The organism is Pseudomonas nitroreducens (assembly GCF_014204515.1).
Lineage (GTDB): Bacteria > Pseudomonadota > Gammaproteobacteria > Pseudomonadales > Pseudomonadaceae > Pseudomonas > Pseudomonas nitritireducens_A.
On record NZ_JACHLI010000033.1, the window covers coordinates 1 to 15,037 of the forward strand.

Annotated in this window: 13 protein-coding genes; 7 read left to right on the forward strand and 6 right to left on the reverse strand. The window is 60.6% G+C overall.

Features of this window, described 5'->3' with window-relative positions; translation table 11 throughout:
* The first annotated feature begins 81 nt into the window (after positions 1–81).
* On the forward strand, positions 82–588 hold the full coding sequence (locus HNP46_RS28750; protein WP_311771849.1) for an START domain-containing protein: 507 nt from the start codon (positions 82–84) through the stop codon (positions 586–588).
* A gap of 4 nt (positions 589–592) precedes the next feature.
* On the opposite strand, the gene HNP46_RS28755 is transcribed toward HNP46_RS28750, so the two are convergent.
* From HNP46_RS28755 to HNP46_RS28780, 6 genes are all read right to left on the reverse strand, one after another.
* Positions 593–1,543 carry a DUF6708 domain-containing protein gene (locus tag HNP46_RS28755; RefSeq protein ID WP_184595898.1) on the reverse strand — a complete coding sequence of 317 codons (951 nt, stop codon included), beginning with the start codon at positions 1,541–1,543 and terminating at the stop codon, positions 593–595.
* Positions 1,544–1,588: 45 nt separating this feature from the next.
* Positions 1,589–2,539, reverse strand: coding sequence for a DUF6708 domain-containing protein (locus tag HNP46_RS28760; RefSeq protein WP_184596073.1), 951 nt, complete (start codon positions 2,537–2,539; stop codon positions 1,589–1,591).
* Positions 2,536–5,241 carry a toxin VasX gene (locus HNP46_RS28765; protein ID WP_184595900.1) on the reverse strand — a complete coding sequence of 902 codons (2,706 nt, stop codon included), beginning with the start codon at positions 5,239–5,241 and terminating at the stop codon, positions 2,536–2,538. Before HNP46_RS28765 ends, HNP46_RS28760 begins: the two co-directional genes overlap by 4 nt.
* Positions 5,241–5,807, reverse strand: a complete 567-nt coding sequence (locus HNP46_RS28770) for a DUF4123 domain-containing protein (protein WP_184595902.1) — start codon at positions 5,805–5,807, stop codon at positions 5,241–5,243. Before HNP46_RS28770 ends, HNP46_RS28765 begins: the two co-directional genes overlap by 1 nt.
* On the reverse strand, positions 5,804–7,858 hold the full coding sequence (gene tssI / locus HNP46_RS28775) for a type VI secretion system tip protein TssI/VgrG (protein WP_184595904.1): 2,055 nt from the start codon (positions 7,856–7,858) through the stop codon (positions 5,804–5,806). Before tssI ends, HNP46_RS28770 begins: the two co-directional genes overlap by 4 nt.
* Positions 7,859–7,987: 129 nt before the next feature.
* Entirely contained in the window at positions 7,988–8,506 is a 519-nt protein-coding gene (locus HNP46_RS28780; protein WP_184595906.1) for an Hcp family type VI secretion system effector, read from the reverse strand.
* A gap of 656 nt (positions 8,507–9,162) precedes the next feature.
* Here HNP46_RS28780 and tssA point away from each other — a divergent pair.
* From tssA to HNP46_RS28810, 6 genes are read left to right on the forward strand one after another with little or no spacing between them, the layout of a single operon-like run.
* The gene (tssA, locus tag HNP46_RS28785) at positions 9,163–10,719 is read left to right on the forward strand and encodes a type VI secretion system protein TssA (protein WP_184595915.1); all 1,557 of its coding nucleotides are present in this window, start codon (positions 9,163–9,165) and stop codon (positions 10,717–10,719) included.
* Positions 10,720–10,754: 35 nt separating this feature from the next.
* On the forward strand, positions 10,755–11,255 hold the full coding sequence (tssB, locus tag HNP46_RS28790; RefSeq protein WP_184595922.1) for a type VI secretion system contractile sheath small subunit: 501 nt from the start codon (positions 10,755–10,757) through the stop codon (positions 11,253–11,255).
* A gap of 27 nt (positions 11,256–11,282) precedes the next feature.
* Entirely contained in the window at positions 11,283–12,758 is a 1,476-nt protein-coding gene (tssC, locus tag HNP46_RS28795; RefSeq protein ID WP_184595932.1) for a type VI secretion system contractile sheath large subunit, read from the forward strand.
* Positions 12,759–12,772: 14 nt separating this feature from the next.
* The gene (gene tssE / locus HNP46_RS28800) at positions 12,773–13,180 is read left to right on the forward strand and encodes a type VI secretion system baseplate subunit TssE (protein ID WP_184595934.1); all 408 of its coding nucleotides are present in this window, start codon (positions 12,773–12,775) and stop codon (positions 13,178–13,180) included.
* 10 nt (positions 13,181–13,190) lie between these two features.
* Entirely contained in the window at positions 13,191–14,639 is a 1,449-nt protein-coding gene (locus HNP46_RS28805) for a PAAR domain-containing protein (protein ID WP_184595936.1), read from the forward strand.
* Positions 14,632–15,018 carry a hypothetical protein gene (locus HNP46_RS28810; protein WP_184595938.1) on the forward strand — a complete coding sequence of 129 codons (387 nt, stop codon included), beginning with the start codon at positions 14,632–14,634 and terminating at the stop codon, positions 15,016–15,018. The genes HNP46_RS28805 and HNP46_RS28810 overlap by 8 nt, the downstream gene beginning before the upstream one ends.
* The last annotated feature ends 19 nt before the right edge of the window (positions 15,019–15,037 follow it).

A 15,037-nucleotide genomic window follows, 5' to 3' on the forward strand; every position in this document is an offset into this window, starting at 1 on the left:
CGAGGACTATGAAGCCCTGCTGCCCTGGATCCTCAACGCGACTGAGTAACTGCGCCTACTCGCATCGCAAGGACGTCGTCAATCAAGCGCTTACGCTACAAGAGCTTTCGTGGCGTGACGCTGGTAAAGGCCGATGTCGCCACCCTCGGCCACCTGCAGGAGAACCTGCGGGTTTCCTGCGCCTGGCTCTATGCCTGCGCGCAGATGCGCCTGCTCAAGTACAGCGACGAAGCCATCTGGGTCTACCTCGACACCAAACTCCCCTGGCCCGCCGCCCCGCGCGACCTGGTCCTCAAGGTCAGCACCGAAGACACCCCGGACGGCGGCATGATCCGCCATCTGCAGGCGGCGCCGGACTACATCCCACCGGTGCAGGACCGCATCCGCGTGCCCAGCGTCTCCGGCACCTGGCGAATGATCCCCAAGGGCCCGAAGCTCACCGAAGTCACCTACGAAATGCGCGGCGAACCCGGCGGCAGCGTGCCGTCGTGGCTGGCGAACCAGTTCGTGGTGGATGCGCCGTTTGAGTCGTTGCGCATGCTCAAGGTGGTGGCGGAGCATCAGGGAGTCAAAGACGGGGGCTACTGAGGTATCAGTCGGCCGTTTGGCGCTCCAGATCGACCAAACGAGTCGTCGGCCCATCAGGGCGAAGGCGCTCACGCACCACGTCAGGCCAACCCTTGCGGGGGCGTCGTCTGGCGACGCGATTGGTGAACTCGTGCACCCAGTTCATGGGATAGAAAAACAACTCACCAACCAGCATTGCGGCATCCAATCCGCTCAGATAGTTCTTGCCCTGGTTTTCAGCCTTGTCCTTGCGGATTTTCTCCAGGGTGTACTTGTGCCAGTCAGTGCGCTTTATCCGCATGGATAGCAGGCTTTTCACATAAGCATCGGACTCGCTGTGCTGGCCGTCCTTGTCGAACCAGGGGCCGTTGTTCATATAGGCGCGGATGTATTCCCAAAGGCTTTTCTGCAGCGCGAGCGTCTTGCCCATCGGCAGCCCAAGACTGACCAGAATCTGCTGCTGCGGATGCTCGAAGCGATGCATCACTACTTCGAGCGAAGCACATCGCATACCGCCCATCTGCGGGCCGACGATCATGAATTCACCGGCTAAGGCCTGAATATCATTCCAGGGAGTGTGAAAGATCGCGCCATTCCGCTCGAAGTAAACCTCTTGGGTGCGACGGTTGAAGATGATAGGCAACGACAAGGGGCGGAGAGTTTCCCAAGCAAAGGGAATTAGAAACATCGGAATACCAAGAGCTAACAACAGCGATAAGGCATACCACTTGCCCCCGAGTATCATGACAATCGACAGGCCACCGCAGACCAATAGACTCCCCCCCCCAAGCACTCCAGTTAGGAGCCCTCTATCCGATTCCCCTCCAGTACTGAGTGACAGGCAGTCTGCCGCATGCTCCTCCGCCAGAAACAAATCCATCGGAGTTTCCCCCGTAGGCTGCTTGGCACTTAGCACCTCCATTGGATTCTGCCCGAACTTCATACGAGCTTGTTGCAGCAGTTGACCAAAGCTCATTCAGGGCGACTTCCTTGCCCATCACGGACTGTCAGGAGATTTTTTTCAGGCAGTATTCCGGCGCTCGAGGTCAATCAGCCGAGACGTCGGCCCATCAGGGCGGAGGCGCTCACGCACCACGTCAGGCCAACCCTTGCGGGGGCGTCGTCTGGCGACTCGATTGGTGAACTCCTGAACCCAGTTCATGGGGTAGAAAAACAAGTTGCCAACCAGCATTGCGGCATCCAACCCGCTCAGATAGTTCTTACCCTGGTTTTCAGCCTTGTCCTTACGGATTTTCTCCAGGGTGTACTTGTGCCAGTCGGTACGTTTGATCCGCATGGACAGCAGGCTTTTCACATAGGCATCGGACTCGCTGTGCTGGCCGTCCTTGTCGAACCACGGGCCGTTGTTCATATAGGCGCGGATGTATTCCCAGAGGCTTTTCTGCAGCGCTAGCGTCTTGCCCATTGGCAGCCCCAGATTGACCAGAATCTGCTCCTGCGGATGCTCGAAGCGATGCATCAGTACTTCCAGTGAGGCGCATCGCATCCCTCCCATCTGTGGACCGATGATCATAAACTCGCCGGCTAGAGCCTGAATATCATCCCAGGGAGCGTGGTAGAGCGCCCGATTCTGCGCGAAGTACACTTCACGGGTACGCCGATTGAATAAAACTGGTAAAGGTAAAGGACGGAGGGTTTCCCAAAGGAACGGTGGAACCGAGAAAAACAGGACAACTATCAAACCGGTCATCACTGATTCCCAATCCTGCTTCAAGGCAAAGATTAAAACAAAAAACATGAGCCCCAAAGCGCCACACCCAACTAACGCACCTGTAATTAAGCCTCTGTCCGCGTCGCCTCCAGTGCTGAGTGCCAGGTAGTCTGCCGTATGTTCCTCCGCCAGAAACAAATCCATCGGAGCCTCCCCCGTAGGCTGATTGGCACTTAGAACCGCCATTGGGTTCTGTCCGAACTTCATACGAGCTTGTTGCAACAACTGGCTGAAGATCATATCCAAGCAGCTTCCTCAATCTCTATCGGCGGCAATGCCAGCCCTGGAACAGGATAGTAAGTGAGTTGACCTCTGATCTGGTTGAGCTCCTGGCCCTTGTCCTCGTGATAGACGCGTCGGTAAGTGGCAACACCCGCTTCCGTCCGTACGCGCGTACCGCCATGCAGGTCGAAGTCTTCGCCGGTCCATTCCACTGCTTTTTTCCGGCTACCGAATCCGAATATACCGCCCCAGACTTCCTCACCCTTGAAGTGAATCATGTCATCGGTCAGCGATGCCTGGCCTGGAAGACGCAGGAGCAGGTAGGTGCTTTGCACCATGCCGGTATAGGGATTGAGCTCATTGAGGCGATAGGCGTCGAAACTGATCGGGAACACCACCTTGTAGAACTCCAGCATGCACTGGGTATAGCTGTTCGCCCACTCGGCAGGGCGGGTGCCGAAGCGAGTGCCTTTTACCCAGGCTTCCAGGGGAGTGTCTTTTGTATAAAGGCGGATAAAGACCCCGGCAAAGATCGTTAGCGCCAACCCCAGCGCCTTGGGCGCCAAATGGGGCATTGCACCCAGCCCTCGCGCCATAGCCGCCGCTTCGCCAGCCAACACCGCGGCCCGGGCGGCACGGTAGGCCCGGAAGGCCTGCACCATCAGCGTCAGGTTGGCCGCGGAGGCCACTGCCAGTCCTGCGTTGATCGCAGCGGTATCCAAATCGCCGGCACGATAGGCCTCAAGTGCCTCCACACCGTAGACCACGGTATCTAACCCGGAGACGATACCTTGCAAGGCAAAGGTTCCAGCCCCCACTCCCAAAGCGTTAGCCAAGGTCGCTTGTGCAGAAACTGACATTGTTCCCGACGCCTTAACGGCGGCCTCCCAATTTAGCTCGGCGACCTTTTGGAGAGTTGCGCTGCCTGCGCTGAACACTCCCATAACTGCTCCGCCAGCGGAGAGCCAGCCTTTAAGGCTCTTGTCCTGAAGTAGCTGCTTTCCGCTGAAAGCCAAATTCCACCCCGCCATCATTACCAGCAAACACTTGAGCGGAGCCCGGTCCGCCGCCTCCTTGCTCATGCTGAGCAAATCTCGAGGATGAACGGCGGCCAGTTGAGCATTCAACGGTGGCAACTTGGCCGCCTGCGCCGCTTGAGCCGGAACCAGATGGAAGAACGGCATCGCGTTCTTCACCGCCCCCGCCAAGGGGGTGAGTTTGAATTTCTTTGGTAGCTGGGAGCGAGTCCCCGCCTGCTCGCTGAACCACTCGCCGATCTGGCGAGGCTCGGCGGCATGCACGGCGAGCCTCTGCCCGCTACGCGCCAGGGAGGCAGCCATGAATGCCTTGGCCGCAGCACTCAATGGCTTTTCGCCGTCGGCGTTGTGCAGATGCACGCCGGCCACTGGAGAGAGCGCAATGAATAGCGCCTCGTGCGCTTGCGCCAGCTTCCTTTGGGCGAACTGGTTGGCTGCCAGGTTGATCAACGCTGAAAGTGCCAGCGCCCGCCCCATCTGAGCGCCGGAGGCAACCGTGCCGGCAAGGTTGTCGCTGACGTTGTCGCCCATATCGAACAGCGTCTTGAGCTCAGGCACGCCAGTGCGCTCGTACAGGCCCAGCATCACCCAGAGCAACCAGGGTTTTGCGGCCCCCAGAGAGGTGTAATCCATGGCCCTGGTCAGCGACTTGACCCCAAGGGATGTCTCAGCTGGCCCCAGGCAGCCGGCGGCGAAATTCGCCTCGAGCAAGGCGCGGGCCTCCGGCTGGGTGATGTCGAAGTGTCCACAGGCCGTCTCAAGGCTCGCTGTGGACTTCTGACCCAGCGTCTCGAACCAGTTCACCCAGAGTTCCGCCAGATGGCGCATGTCAGTCGCGTAGGCAGCCTCTTCATCTTGCTGCTGCTTCCAGGCGGCCCGCAGTTCTTCGTAGCGGGTCATGCTCGGCAGGTTCTTGCGCAACTGGCCGTCGCTTTCGCTGAGCTGCTTGAGTACATCGGCAATCGCCCACTCTTCGGAGTGCTGGGTACGAAACGCATCGAATCCGGCTTTGCGCAGCCGCAGCAACGAAGCCAGATCGAACAACACGCCCCAGGCATCGTCCAGCACCGCATAAGCCTGCTGCTCGCAACGCCTCATATCGGCCAGCGTTCGTGCCCAGATGGGAGCCCTGACGGCTGCCTCGCAGCTCCAGAGAAAGCCTTGGGGCAACAGATAGTCACCCAGCGAGGAGCGTATTGCCTCGGGCTTTCCACTGAACGGCGCCGCGCCGGGCGTCAGGGTTCTCATGACCCGCTGGCGAACATTGGCATCGCTTTTCGCGGCACTGAACTGGGCATCGCTCCACTGCACCGGCGACCAGACGAGACCTAGCGGTGCGCCAGCAGGGGCCAGAAGATAGGGCCGGGCGCTGGCATCGATGACTTTTCCGCCTCGTGGTGTTTCCGTCAGCTGTGCGGCTTTGACCTGGTACTCCAGCAGGCGATTTTGCCCCTGCTGCCAGACATACAGCCAGCCGTCTCTGAGCAATCTCGCCGTGTAGTTCAGCGGTTGCCCTACCCCGCCTCCGTAGGCATCGCCCAACGGGGGGAAATTGCCGGTCAAGGGCGGCAGGGAAAATGCAGCCGTATCAACGGCAGGTGTCGTGCCGATGGCATACCTCACCGGCCAGACGGCACTCAACAGCGGGCATGCTGCTGGATTGAAGTTGGCGGGAGCAGCCATCAGTCCACCTCCTGTGGATCAGTCACTGAAAGAGCCTGGAGCAAGGGCCAGTCGAGGCTTACTTGCGCCTCCAACGGATTGACGACGGGACCTGTGCAGTCAAATTGAGGCCGTGGATTGTTCCAGGCGCAGTGAGCATCTCCTCTGTGATGCAGCCAGACCCTGGTGACCCCGTACCAGAATCCGTCCGGCCATTGCCGCCCGGCGAGCCATGCATGGCGCAACGGACCGGCGAGCCCCAGCCGCAACCAGAACTCGCGTCCGTCGGGAGCCAGCACCCGCAAGCGCCTTTGCAGGGATGCGAAGAGCACGGACGTCGGCATCGCGCTTTCGAGCCAAACTGCGTCCGACAGCCCATTGGCGCCGGACTGCCAGTGACGATGGATCGGACTGCCCGGTGAAGTTCCAATCAGGACGGGCCCCGACTCGGCGATCGGCTCATAGTCGGTCCCGCGCAACAAGAGCAGCGGAGTGACGTCCGAGTAATGCTCATAGACCCACCGCGTTACGTCGTCGAAAGCGGCTCCGTCCAACACCAGGGCGCCCGAGCACTTCGTTCCGCTCATCCTCGTGCTCCTTGCGCCTTGGCGGCTTCACACACCTCACAGATGCCAGAGCGACTTTGTCTGAATACCAGCATCTGCTTCACCAACGCCTCAAGGGGAAGTCCGGGCTTGTCCGCATCCGCCTGCTGCAGCGGCCCCGGCAACAACGGCGCCGCCGGCGTCCCGCTTCCCGGACTGCCACCGCTGTTCACCTTCACCGATGCACCACTGAGCGTGATGCCGCCGGCATCGAGCTTGACGAAGCTGCCGCCGGCCTTGAGGGTCAATTCGCTGCCGGCCTCCATCACCAGCTTCAGGCCAGCGCAGAGATGAATTTCCTGGCCGGCCTCGACGAACTGGCCGGTGCCGATCTTGATGTGCTGGTTGTTGCCGACGGTGAGGTGGTCGTCGCTGCGCAGTTCCACCTTGCGGTCGCCGTGGGTGGTGCGGTGTTCTTCGGCCTTGAACTCGCTGTAGGTGTTGGCCTCGACCGTGTCGTGACGTTCGTGGCCGATGCGGATGCGCTGGTCGTTCTCGATGTTCTCGTCCCAGTCGCGCTGGGCGTGGACGAATATCTGCTCCTGGCCTTTCCTGTCCTCGATGCGCAGTTCGTTGTAGCCACCGCCGCCGGGGTAGCTGTTGGTCTTGAACAGGCTGCGGGTCTTGTTCGCCGGCAGCTCATAGGGCACCTGGTTCTCGGCGTGGTAGAGGCAGCCCGACACCAACGGTTGATCGGGGTCGCCTTCGAGGAAACTGACCAGCACCTCCATGCCGACACGGGGAATAGCGATCGCGCCGAACTGCTTGCCGGCCCAGCTGGAGGCGACGCGCAGCCAGTAGCTGGTCTTGTCGTCGGCCTGGCCCTCGCGGTCCCAGAAGAATTGCACCTTCACCCGGCCGTACTGGTCGCAATGGATTTCTTCACCGGCAGGCCCGGTGACCACGGCGCTCTGGCTGCCGAGAATACGCGGCTTCGGATGCGCCAAGGGCGGGCGGTAAGGCACGCTCCACGGGGTGGCGGCGAAGCGGTTGCGATAGCCCTGGTGGAAGTCGTCCTTGAGTTCGGTGGTCGGGCTGGTGATGGACTCTTCCAGCACCTGGGGCTGCTTGCCTTCGTGAAGGACTTCGGTGAGCAGCCAGAGATCGTTCCAGTCAGTGCGGGGATGCTCGGCCAGCGGGAGGAAATGGCCGCTGCGCAGGTTCGGCTGATCACTGCTGCCCTCACTGAGCAGGAAGTCGCTGCGATGGCGCTCCAGGGCGCGCTGGCTGAGGTGCTTGCCACGCTCACGGTCGGTGAAGCGGCCGGGGTAGTCGTAGTCTTCGAGGTCTGGCTTGAAGTCGCTGCGGGCCGCACTCTCCAGATCGAGGCGAGGCTTTTCGAAGTAATAGTCGCGGCGCGTCGTGCGGCTGGTACGGGTTTCCAGGCGCTGACCGAAGCGGCGCACCACCGGCACATCGGCCACCAGACCGGAATCCTGCTGGTAGGCCACCGACGCGAGCTTCGGGAAGCAGGTCTGATCGTCACCGAACACCAGCAGATGTTGCTGGGCGCTGTGCTCGAAATGGTAGTGAATGCCTTCCTCTTCACACAGACGCTGGACAAAATGCAGGTCGGATTCGTCGTACTGGGTGCAGTAGTCGCGCTTGGGGTAGACGCTCGGGCCGAGCTGAAAGCGATAGGCGTCGGCAAGAATGCCATGCTCCTCCAGCACCTCGCCGATGATCTGCGGCACGGTCAGTTGCTGGAAGATGCGTTGGTTGAAACGATGAGCGAGGTAGGCAAGACGCGGTACCAGGCTGATCTGGTAACGGGTCAGACGCTTGCCGGATTCACCCTGGGCGACCCGGTAGACCTGCCCGTGAATGCCCGCTCCGCCTTGCCCGATGGCCAGGTAGGCCGCCTGGTGCAAAAGGCTCTGCAGATCCAGATCGGGATACTCGCTGACCAGCTCGAGCTCGAAGCGGAAGGGCTGGTTCAGCGCCTCGCGGCCAGTGAATTCGAGCACCTGCAGGTCACCGCTGGCACCTTCGATGTTCAGGCTGAAATGGGTCTGGTTGGCCGGGGCGAACATCCGATGTTCCTCTGCGCGGGCGGCCGGTCATCGGTGCAGCCATCCTCGCGGATGCTCCGGTAACGCGGGCCGGTAAAAGAGCACCGGCCAGGAAGCCTGGCCGGTGCGTAGGGCGTGGATCGCCGCCCGTCAGGCGGAGATCGGGGTACGCCAGTCGTCGGAGCCGGAAGTACCGGAGACTTCATGGGTCCAGACGATCTTGCGGTAGGTGAAGTAGACGTCTTCCAGGTGGGTGAAGTGCGCCATGTTCGGGTCCTGGCAGTTCGGCATGCGCGACTGGACGTCGACGATCACCGCATCTTCCAGCTCGATGGTGAAGTAGTGCTCCTGGGTACCGGTGGAGGAAGTGCGGTACCACTCCAGGCGGCACTTGTTCAGTCGCTCACCGGAGGTCAGGGCGTTGAAGATCAGCGGCGAGGACTTGTCGAAGACCTTGGTGATCATCAGCGGCTTGTGCACGCGCTGGCCGGTGGGCTGGCCGGACTGCGGGTCACGGGGAATGATGACCTGGTGGCTGAATGCCTGGACCAGAACCTGATCTTCATGACCTTCCTGGAAGATGTTGCCGACCGAGTCTTCGGTGAAGGTGCCAGCAGTGAGCAGGCCCTGTTTGGTGCCTTCGAGGGACAGATACGCGGGTGTTGGCATGAAAGCTCTCCTTGCCGTGATAAGGGTTGGCCCCAGAGCCCGGAAGCCCGAGGGGTAACGAGCCATTTACAAGTTGCATGCCATAAACTTGAAAGTACCGCCGCACTAGACACCCAGGCATTTAAAATAAAAACCCGAGCAAATACAGGAACTGAAAAACAAGAAAAGCCCGCAACATCTTGCCTGAACTGTGCAACTTTCTGCCAAAGGCAGGCCCCACCTGCTCTTCACAGAAGATTGACACTTAAACCAGCCAGCAGACATGGCAGAAAGTTGCACAGCCAAAACCTAAGAGCATTTATCGGAACGACTTTCGGACTTCTGCAAAAAAACGAATCCATTGCCGGACAGGCACCCTCACAGCGACTGGAAAAAACCGCCAACGCACCTTTGAAAATACCAGGACACCCATTCTAGAGACCTGCACGATGAATTTTACCTACCCGCAGCACCGTCTATCCGACTGAGCAAAACCCAGGAAGACAGACTCACAGGGAAATATCCTACATACCTAGACATTCAAAGAATGCACCATGAAAAGCCTGCGAACCTACAAGCCGCTTACTGACAAGTCTTAAAAAACAGCTGTCATTCCATAACGCCATTCAGACGTTTCTTATATTCAAGCTTCTGTCGTATCAGGGACGATCACAGGAATGAGCCACTCCAGAAAACTTGCCGCGCATTTTGTCGAACTCGCTGCTGCACCCATTACTTCTGGGGACTATGCAGGTGAGGACGTACGCTATTCCCCGGAATATGAAAGCCTGCAAGCGGAACTGGCCAGGGCATCGTCACTGCACGGCAATGGCCTCGTGGATTGGCAGAAGATCCTCGATGTCAGCGAGCAGATTCTCCGCACCCAATCCAAGGATCTGCGCGTTGCGGCCTGGATGACCTGGGCGTTGCAGCAACGCGAATCCTTCGCTGGCTTGCAGGCCGGCATCGCCATGCTTCTGAAGCTTTGCCAGGAGCACTGGAACGAGGTTCATCCGCGCAAGGACAGGACTCGCGCCGCCGCGATCGCCTGGCTGGTTCCACGCCTGGAACCCCTGTTTGCCGAAAACCTGGCCATCAAGGATCAGTTGCCGCTCTTTCGCCAGTTGGCGGGCAACCTGCGAGCTCTGGACGAGTGTCTGACTGAGCGTCTGAGTGGCGATGCCCCGCTGATGCTGCCGCTGTGCCGGCGGCTGGACGAAATGCTCCAGCGCGCCTCCCAGGGGCAACCTGAGCCCGGCTCGGTAGGCGCAGTGGTCGCCCAGGTGAAGCAGGCGGCCAGCAATCTGCTCGCCCCGGTCAGCGTCATCGACAACGAAAAGGACGCGCACAAGGCCTTGCGCACTCAGCAGGACAACGCCCGCCCGCTGTGCAACTGGTGGCTGCGCCAGAAGGCGACGGACCTGCGAGCCCTGCGCCTGAACCGGACGCTGCTCTGGCTGCCCATCGACAGCCTTCCCGAACGCAACGCCGAGCAGACAACCGCCTTGCGCAGCCTGCCTGCGGACAAGCTGCGCTCCTACAGCGAGCGATTTGAACAAGGGCAGTACGCCGACCTGCTGGTCGACCTGGAAACCAGCCTGGCACGCGCCCCGTTCTGGTTCGACGGCCAGCGCCTGGCCTGGGAATGCCTGCAAGCTCTGCGTGCCGATCTGGCAATGCGCGAGGTGGAGATCCAGTTCGCGCTGTTCCTGCAACGACTGCCCGGGGTCATCGACCTGAAATTCTTCGATGGCAATCCCTTCGCCGACCCAAGCACACGCGACTGGATCAGCGCCCACGTCCTGCCTCATATCCAGACGCCAGCGACACCGCGCGAAATCACCACCAGCAGCGATTCCGCGCCCTGGGAGCTGGCACTCGAAGAGTCGCTGTCCATGTTGCGCCACGAAGGGCTCAAGAGCGCCGTCCAGTTTCTCAAGCAGGGGCTGCAGAACTCGCAGGGCGGGCGAGAGCGCTTCTTCTGGCAACTGAGCATGGCGCGCCTCTGCCTGCAGGCGAAGAAGTACGAACTGGCCAGGACCCAACTGGAGTCCCTCGACGAACAATTGCAGGCATCAGCCCTGCATCTCTGGGAACCCGATCTCGCCCTCCAGGTACTGCACCTGCTGCATACCTGCTGCGAGCTGCTGCCGCAGAGCAACAGCGTGCGCGAACGCAAGGACGAGGTCTATCGCAGGCTGTGCCACCTCGATCTCGAAGTGGTGCTCGACTAGGCCTTCGGGCCGCTAAATGCAAAGGAGAAAAGGCCATGGCCAAAGAAGGCTCGGTAGCCCCCAAGGAACGCATCAACATCACCTTCAAGCCCGCTACCGGCAACGCTCAGGAAGAGATCGAGCTGCCCCTGAAGATGCTCGTTCTGGGTGATTTCACCCAGCGCGCCGACGAGCGCAAGGTCGAGGATCGCGCACCTGTCGGCATCGACAAGAACAACTTCGACGAGGTCCTGGCCAAGCAGGAACTGGGGCTGACGCTCAACGTTCCCAACCGCCTGCAGGACGCAGACGGGCAGGAAGAGCTGGGCGTTTCCCTGAAGATCAATTCGATGAAGGACTTCAACCCCGCCAGCCTGGTCGACCAGGTGCCGGAGCTGAAGAAGCTGATGGAGCTGCGTGATGCGCTCGTCGCGCTGAAAGGCCCACTGGGCAACGCCCCGGCTTTCCGCAAAGCCATTGAAAGCGTGCTTGCCGATGACGACTCGCGCGAGCGCGTCCTGGGCGAGCTGGGCCTCAACAACAAGCAGGACGCCTGAGCCAGGAACTGAAAAGGAAGACAACACATGAGCAAACGCGCAGTACAGGAAAGCACCGGGGCCGACGTCGAGTACGGCATTCTCGACCGCATTATCGCCGAGACCAGCCTGACTCCCGATGACGAAGCCTATGGCATTGCCAAGCGTGGCGTATCGGCCTTCATCGAAGAGCTGCTGAAGCCGCAGAACCAGGGCGAGCAGGTCAAGAAGGCACTGGTCGACCGCATGATCGCGGAAATCGACGGCAAGCTCAGCCAGCAGATGGACGAAATTCTCCACCACGCCGAATTCCAGGCCCTGGAATCCTCCTGGCGCGGCCTCAAGCTGCTGATCGATCGCACCAACTTCCGCGAGAACATCAAGGTCGAGATTCTCAACGTCTCCAAGCAGGACCTGCTGGATGACTTCGAGGACTCCCCGGAAGTTGTCCAGTCCGGCCTCTACAAGCACATCTACACGGCCGAGTACGGCCAGTTCGGCGGCCAGCCGGTGGGCGCCATCATCGCCAACTACTTCTTCTCGCCCAGTGCTCCGGACGTGAAGACCATGCAGTACGTGGCCAGCGTTTCCAGCATGTCCCACGCCCCCTTCATCTCCGCCGCCGGCCCGAAATTCTTCGGCCTGGACAGCTTCACCGGCCTGCCCGATCTCAAGGACCTCAAGGACCATTTCGAAGGCCCGCAATTCGCCAAGTGGCAGAGCTTCCGCGAACAGGAAGACTCCCGCTACGTCGGCCTGACCGTACCGCGCTTCCTCCTGCGCAATCCGTACGATCCCGAAGACAACCCGGTGAAGAGCTTCGTCTACAAGGAAAACGTCGCCAACGACCACGAGCACTACCTGTGGGGCAACACCGCGTTCACCTTCGCCTCCAAGCTGACCGACTCGTTCGCCAAGTTCCGCTGGTGCCCGAACATCATCGGCCCGCAGAGCGGCGGCGCAGTGGAAGACCTGCCCCTGCACCACTTCGAGAGCATGGGCGAGATCGAGACCAAGATCCCGACCGAGGTCCTGGTCTCCGATCGCCGCGAGTATGAGCTGGCCGAGGAAGGCTTCATCTCCCTGACCATGCGCAAAGGCAGCGACAACGCTGCCTTCTTCTCCGCCAACTCGGTGCAGAAGCCCAAGTTCTTCGGCATCAGCGAAGAGGGCAAGACCGCGGAGCTGAACTACAAGCTCGGCACCCAGTTGCCCTACCTGTTCATCGTCAACCGCCTGGCCCACTACCTCAAGGTGCTGCAGCGCGAGCAGATCGGCTCGTGGAAGGAGCGCACCGACCTCGAACTGGAACTCAACAAGTGGATTCGCCAGTACGTGGCTGACCAGGAGAACCCCAGCGCCGAAGTACGCGGCCGCCGTCCGCTGCGTGCAGCGCAGGTTCTGGTCAGCGATGTCGAGGGCGAGCCGGGCTGGTACCGCGTGACCCTCAGTGTGCGCCCGCACTTCAAGTACATGGGTGCGGACTTCACGCTGTCGCTGGTCGGCAAGCTCGACAAGGAATGAGCAGGGGCTGAGCGATGAAAGGATACGGCAGTCTGTTCGAGCGCCTGGGCGGCGACGCCGCCGAGCGTTCCGGCTGGAGCCCGGAGGTGGCCGCCATGGCCTCGGTGGCTGCCCATCTGGCCAAGATGCTCAGCACCCGTGCGGGCAGCGTGCAGACGCTGCCCGACTACGGGTTGCCCGACCTGAACGACATGCGCCTGAGCCTGCATGACTCGCTGAATCAGGCACGCACGGCCATCGAGCGCTTCATCGAAGCGTTCGAGCCACGCCTATCCGCAGTTCGCGTTCTATCCCTGCCACGCGGTCACGATCCGCTGAATCTGGCCTTCACCATCGAAGGCATGCTCGAAGTCGAAGGACTCCGCCGCCAGGTCAGTTTCTCCGCCAGCCTGGATGGCAGCGGACAAGTCAAGGTCCAGTAAGGAGCGTCACATGTCTGGAAAACCCGCCGCCCGCCTCACCGACCCGACAGCCTGCCCAGTGCCCGGCCACGGCATCAACCCGATTGCCGTCGGCTCGCCCAACGTGCTGTTTGACGGCCTGCCCGCCGCACGCCAGGGCGACCCGTCCGCCTGCGGCGGCGCCATGGTCGGCAACGTGATTTCCAACGTGCTGATCAATGGCATGCCGGCGGCCACGGTGGGGACCATCGGCAGCCATGGGAACGTGGTGGTGAGTGGATCGGGGACGGTGGTGATCGGAACGTCGCATTCGCCAGCGGCGTTCAGCGGCATTTCCCCTCTTGCGATAGCGGCGGCTGCGACGCTCGCAGACGCACTGATCCCCGCGGCCAAGGCTGCCCAGGGCAAGGAAGAAAGCCTGGATTACAGGATCAGACTCAAGCGCGGTGGCAATCGGGTACTCACCCCTCTGGCGATTCTCGACTTCGATGAAATCGACTCGGGGGGCACCAGGAATCAGGAGGGCATCGACTTCGTCATCATCAATCGTGCGGAAGCTGCTGACACGCTGACGCTCGAAGTGCTGGACGGCACCTCGCTGCTCTACTCCGAGCAGAATACTGCAGCAATGCTCCCCCAAGGCGAACATCCGTGGCAGTGGGACGGCTACAGCTCCGCCGGCGTGCTGGACACGAAGATCCTGAAGAGCCAGTCCCTGGTTATTCGGCTGACCGCGACGAAGAGCGGTCAGCAGCAGATCGACGAACTCAAGCTCAGTAACAAGGCAGAGCAAGCTGACTGGGTCGATTCACGTTTCGACCGCAACTCATCGAAGGCAGAGGTTACTGTCCGGCCTGGCTTTTCCGACGGCGGCGCCAAGGGTAGCCATCCGAAGCTGAGCGCAAAATCGTTCGAAGAACTCAAGGCAATGGCCAAGCTAGGTATCGAGCGCTACTGGTCCAGAAACAACCAGCGTGGCAATGGTGTGGACCTTCCGGTGACGACCGCTTGCGGCTCCGTCGAGATATCAGTGGTCGCCGAAGTGAATGCCAAGCCATCCGCCAAGGACTTTCCGCTGATTGAACTACTGCATGCGGACTTCGGACGCTCCACCAGCTTTGCGATGTTCAAGAAGATCTATCACAACGTCGGCTACTGGACGGCGCTGGGATGGCCGGCAACTTACGCTGATGAGGATTTCATTCATACCAGCGCCCATGAATTCGGCCACCTGGTACTCAACGAGTATGGCGATGGCGGCCTGATTCCCAACTACTCCTGGAGCCACAAGAGCAGTTCGACCGTTCTTACGCAGTCTCCGCTGAAAAACCATCCTCTCCCCCCAGCGGGGGAAATCGATCTTATGCACTACCACTCCAACTCCCCGAACAACTGGACCGACTTCTGGGCCCGGTCCATCGCCTCTGAGCAGGACGTCAAAGGCCTCATCTGGCTGAGCAGGGTGCAATTCAATGACTAGGTTCCTGCCACTGATTTTCCTGGTCGTCCTCACGGGCTGCACAGCTCAATCCCGGTACGGCTTCGTAGTGGACTGGCAGAACGTCTGCAGTTACCCGGTCGAAGTGTCGGCCCAGGCATTTACAAACGCCGACGGCGATACACAACGCAAGCAGAGTCTGCGTATTGGCGAAAGCACCCAGGTGCTGTCGATCGTCTCGCTCAATCAAGACCTCACCAACAGCATTCCAGATGACTACTCGTTGGACCTCGCGGGCAATGGACGCACGCTGCACCTGGACAAGTCAGGGCTGCTCGAGTCCCTGAAACGACTACCCCCCAGACAGCAGGGTAATGCCATCCAGCGCTGGGCACTGAACGACGGCTCCGTCTGCCCATAAAGACAAAGTTCTGAAGCAC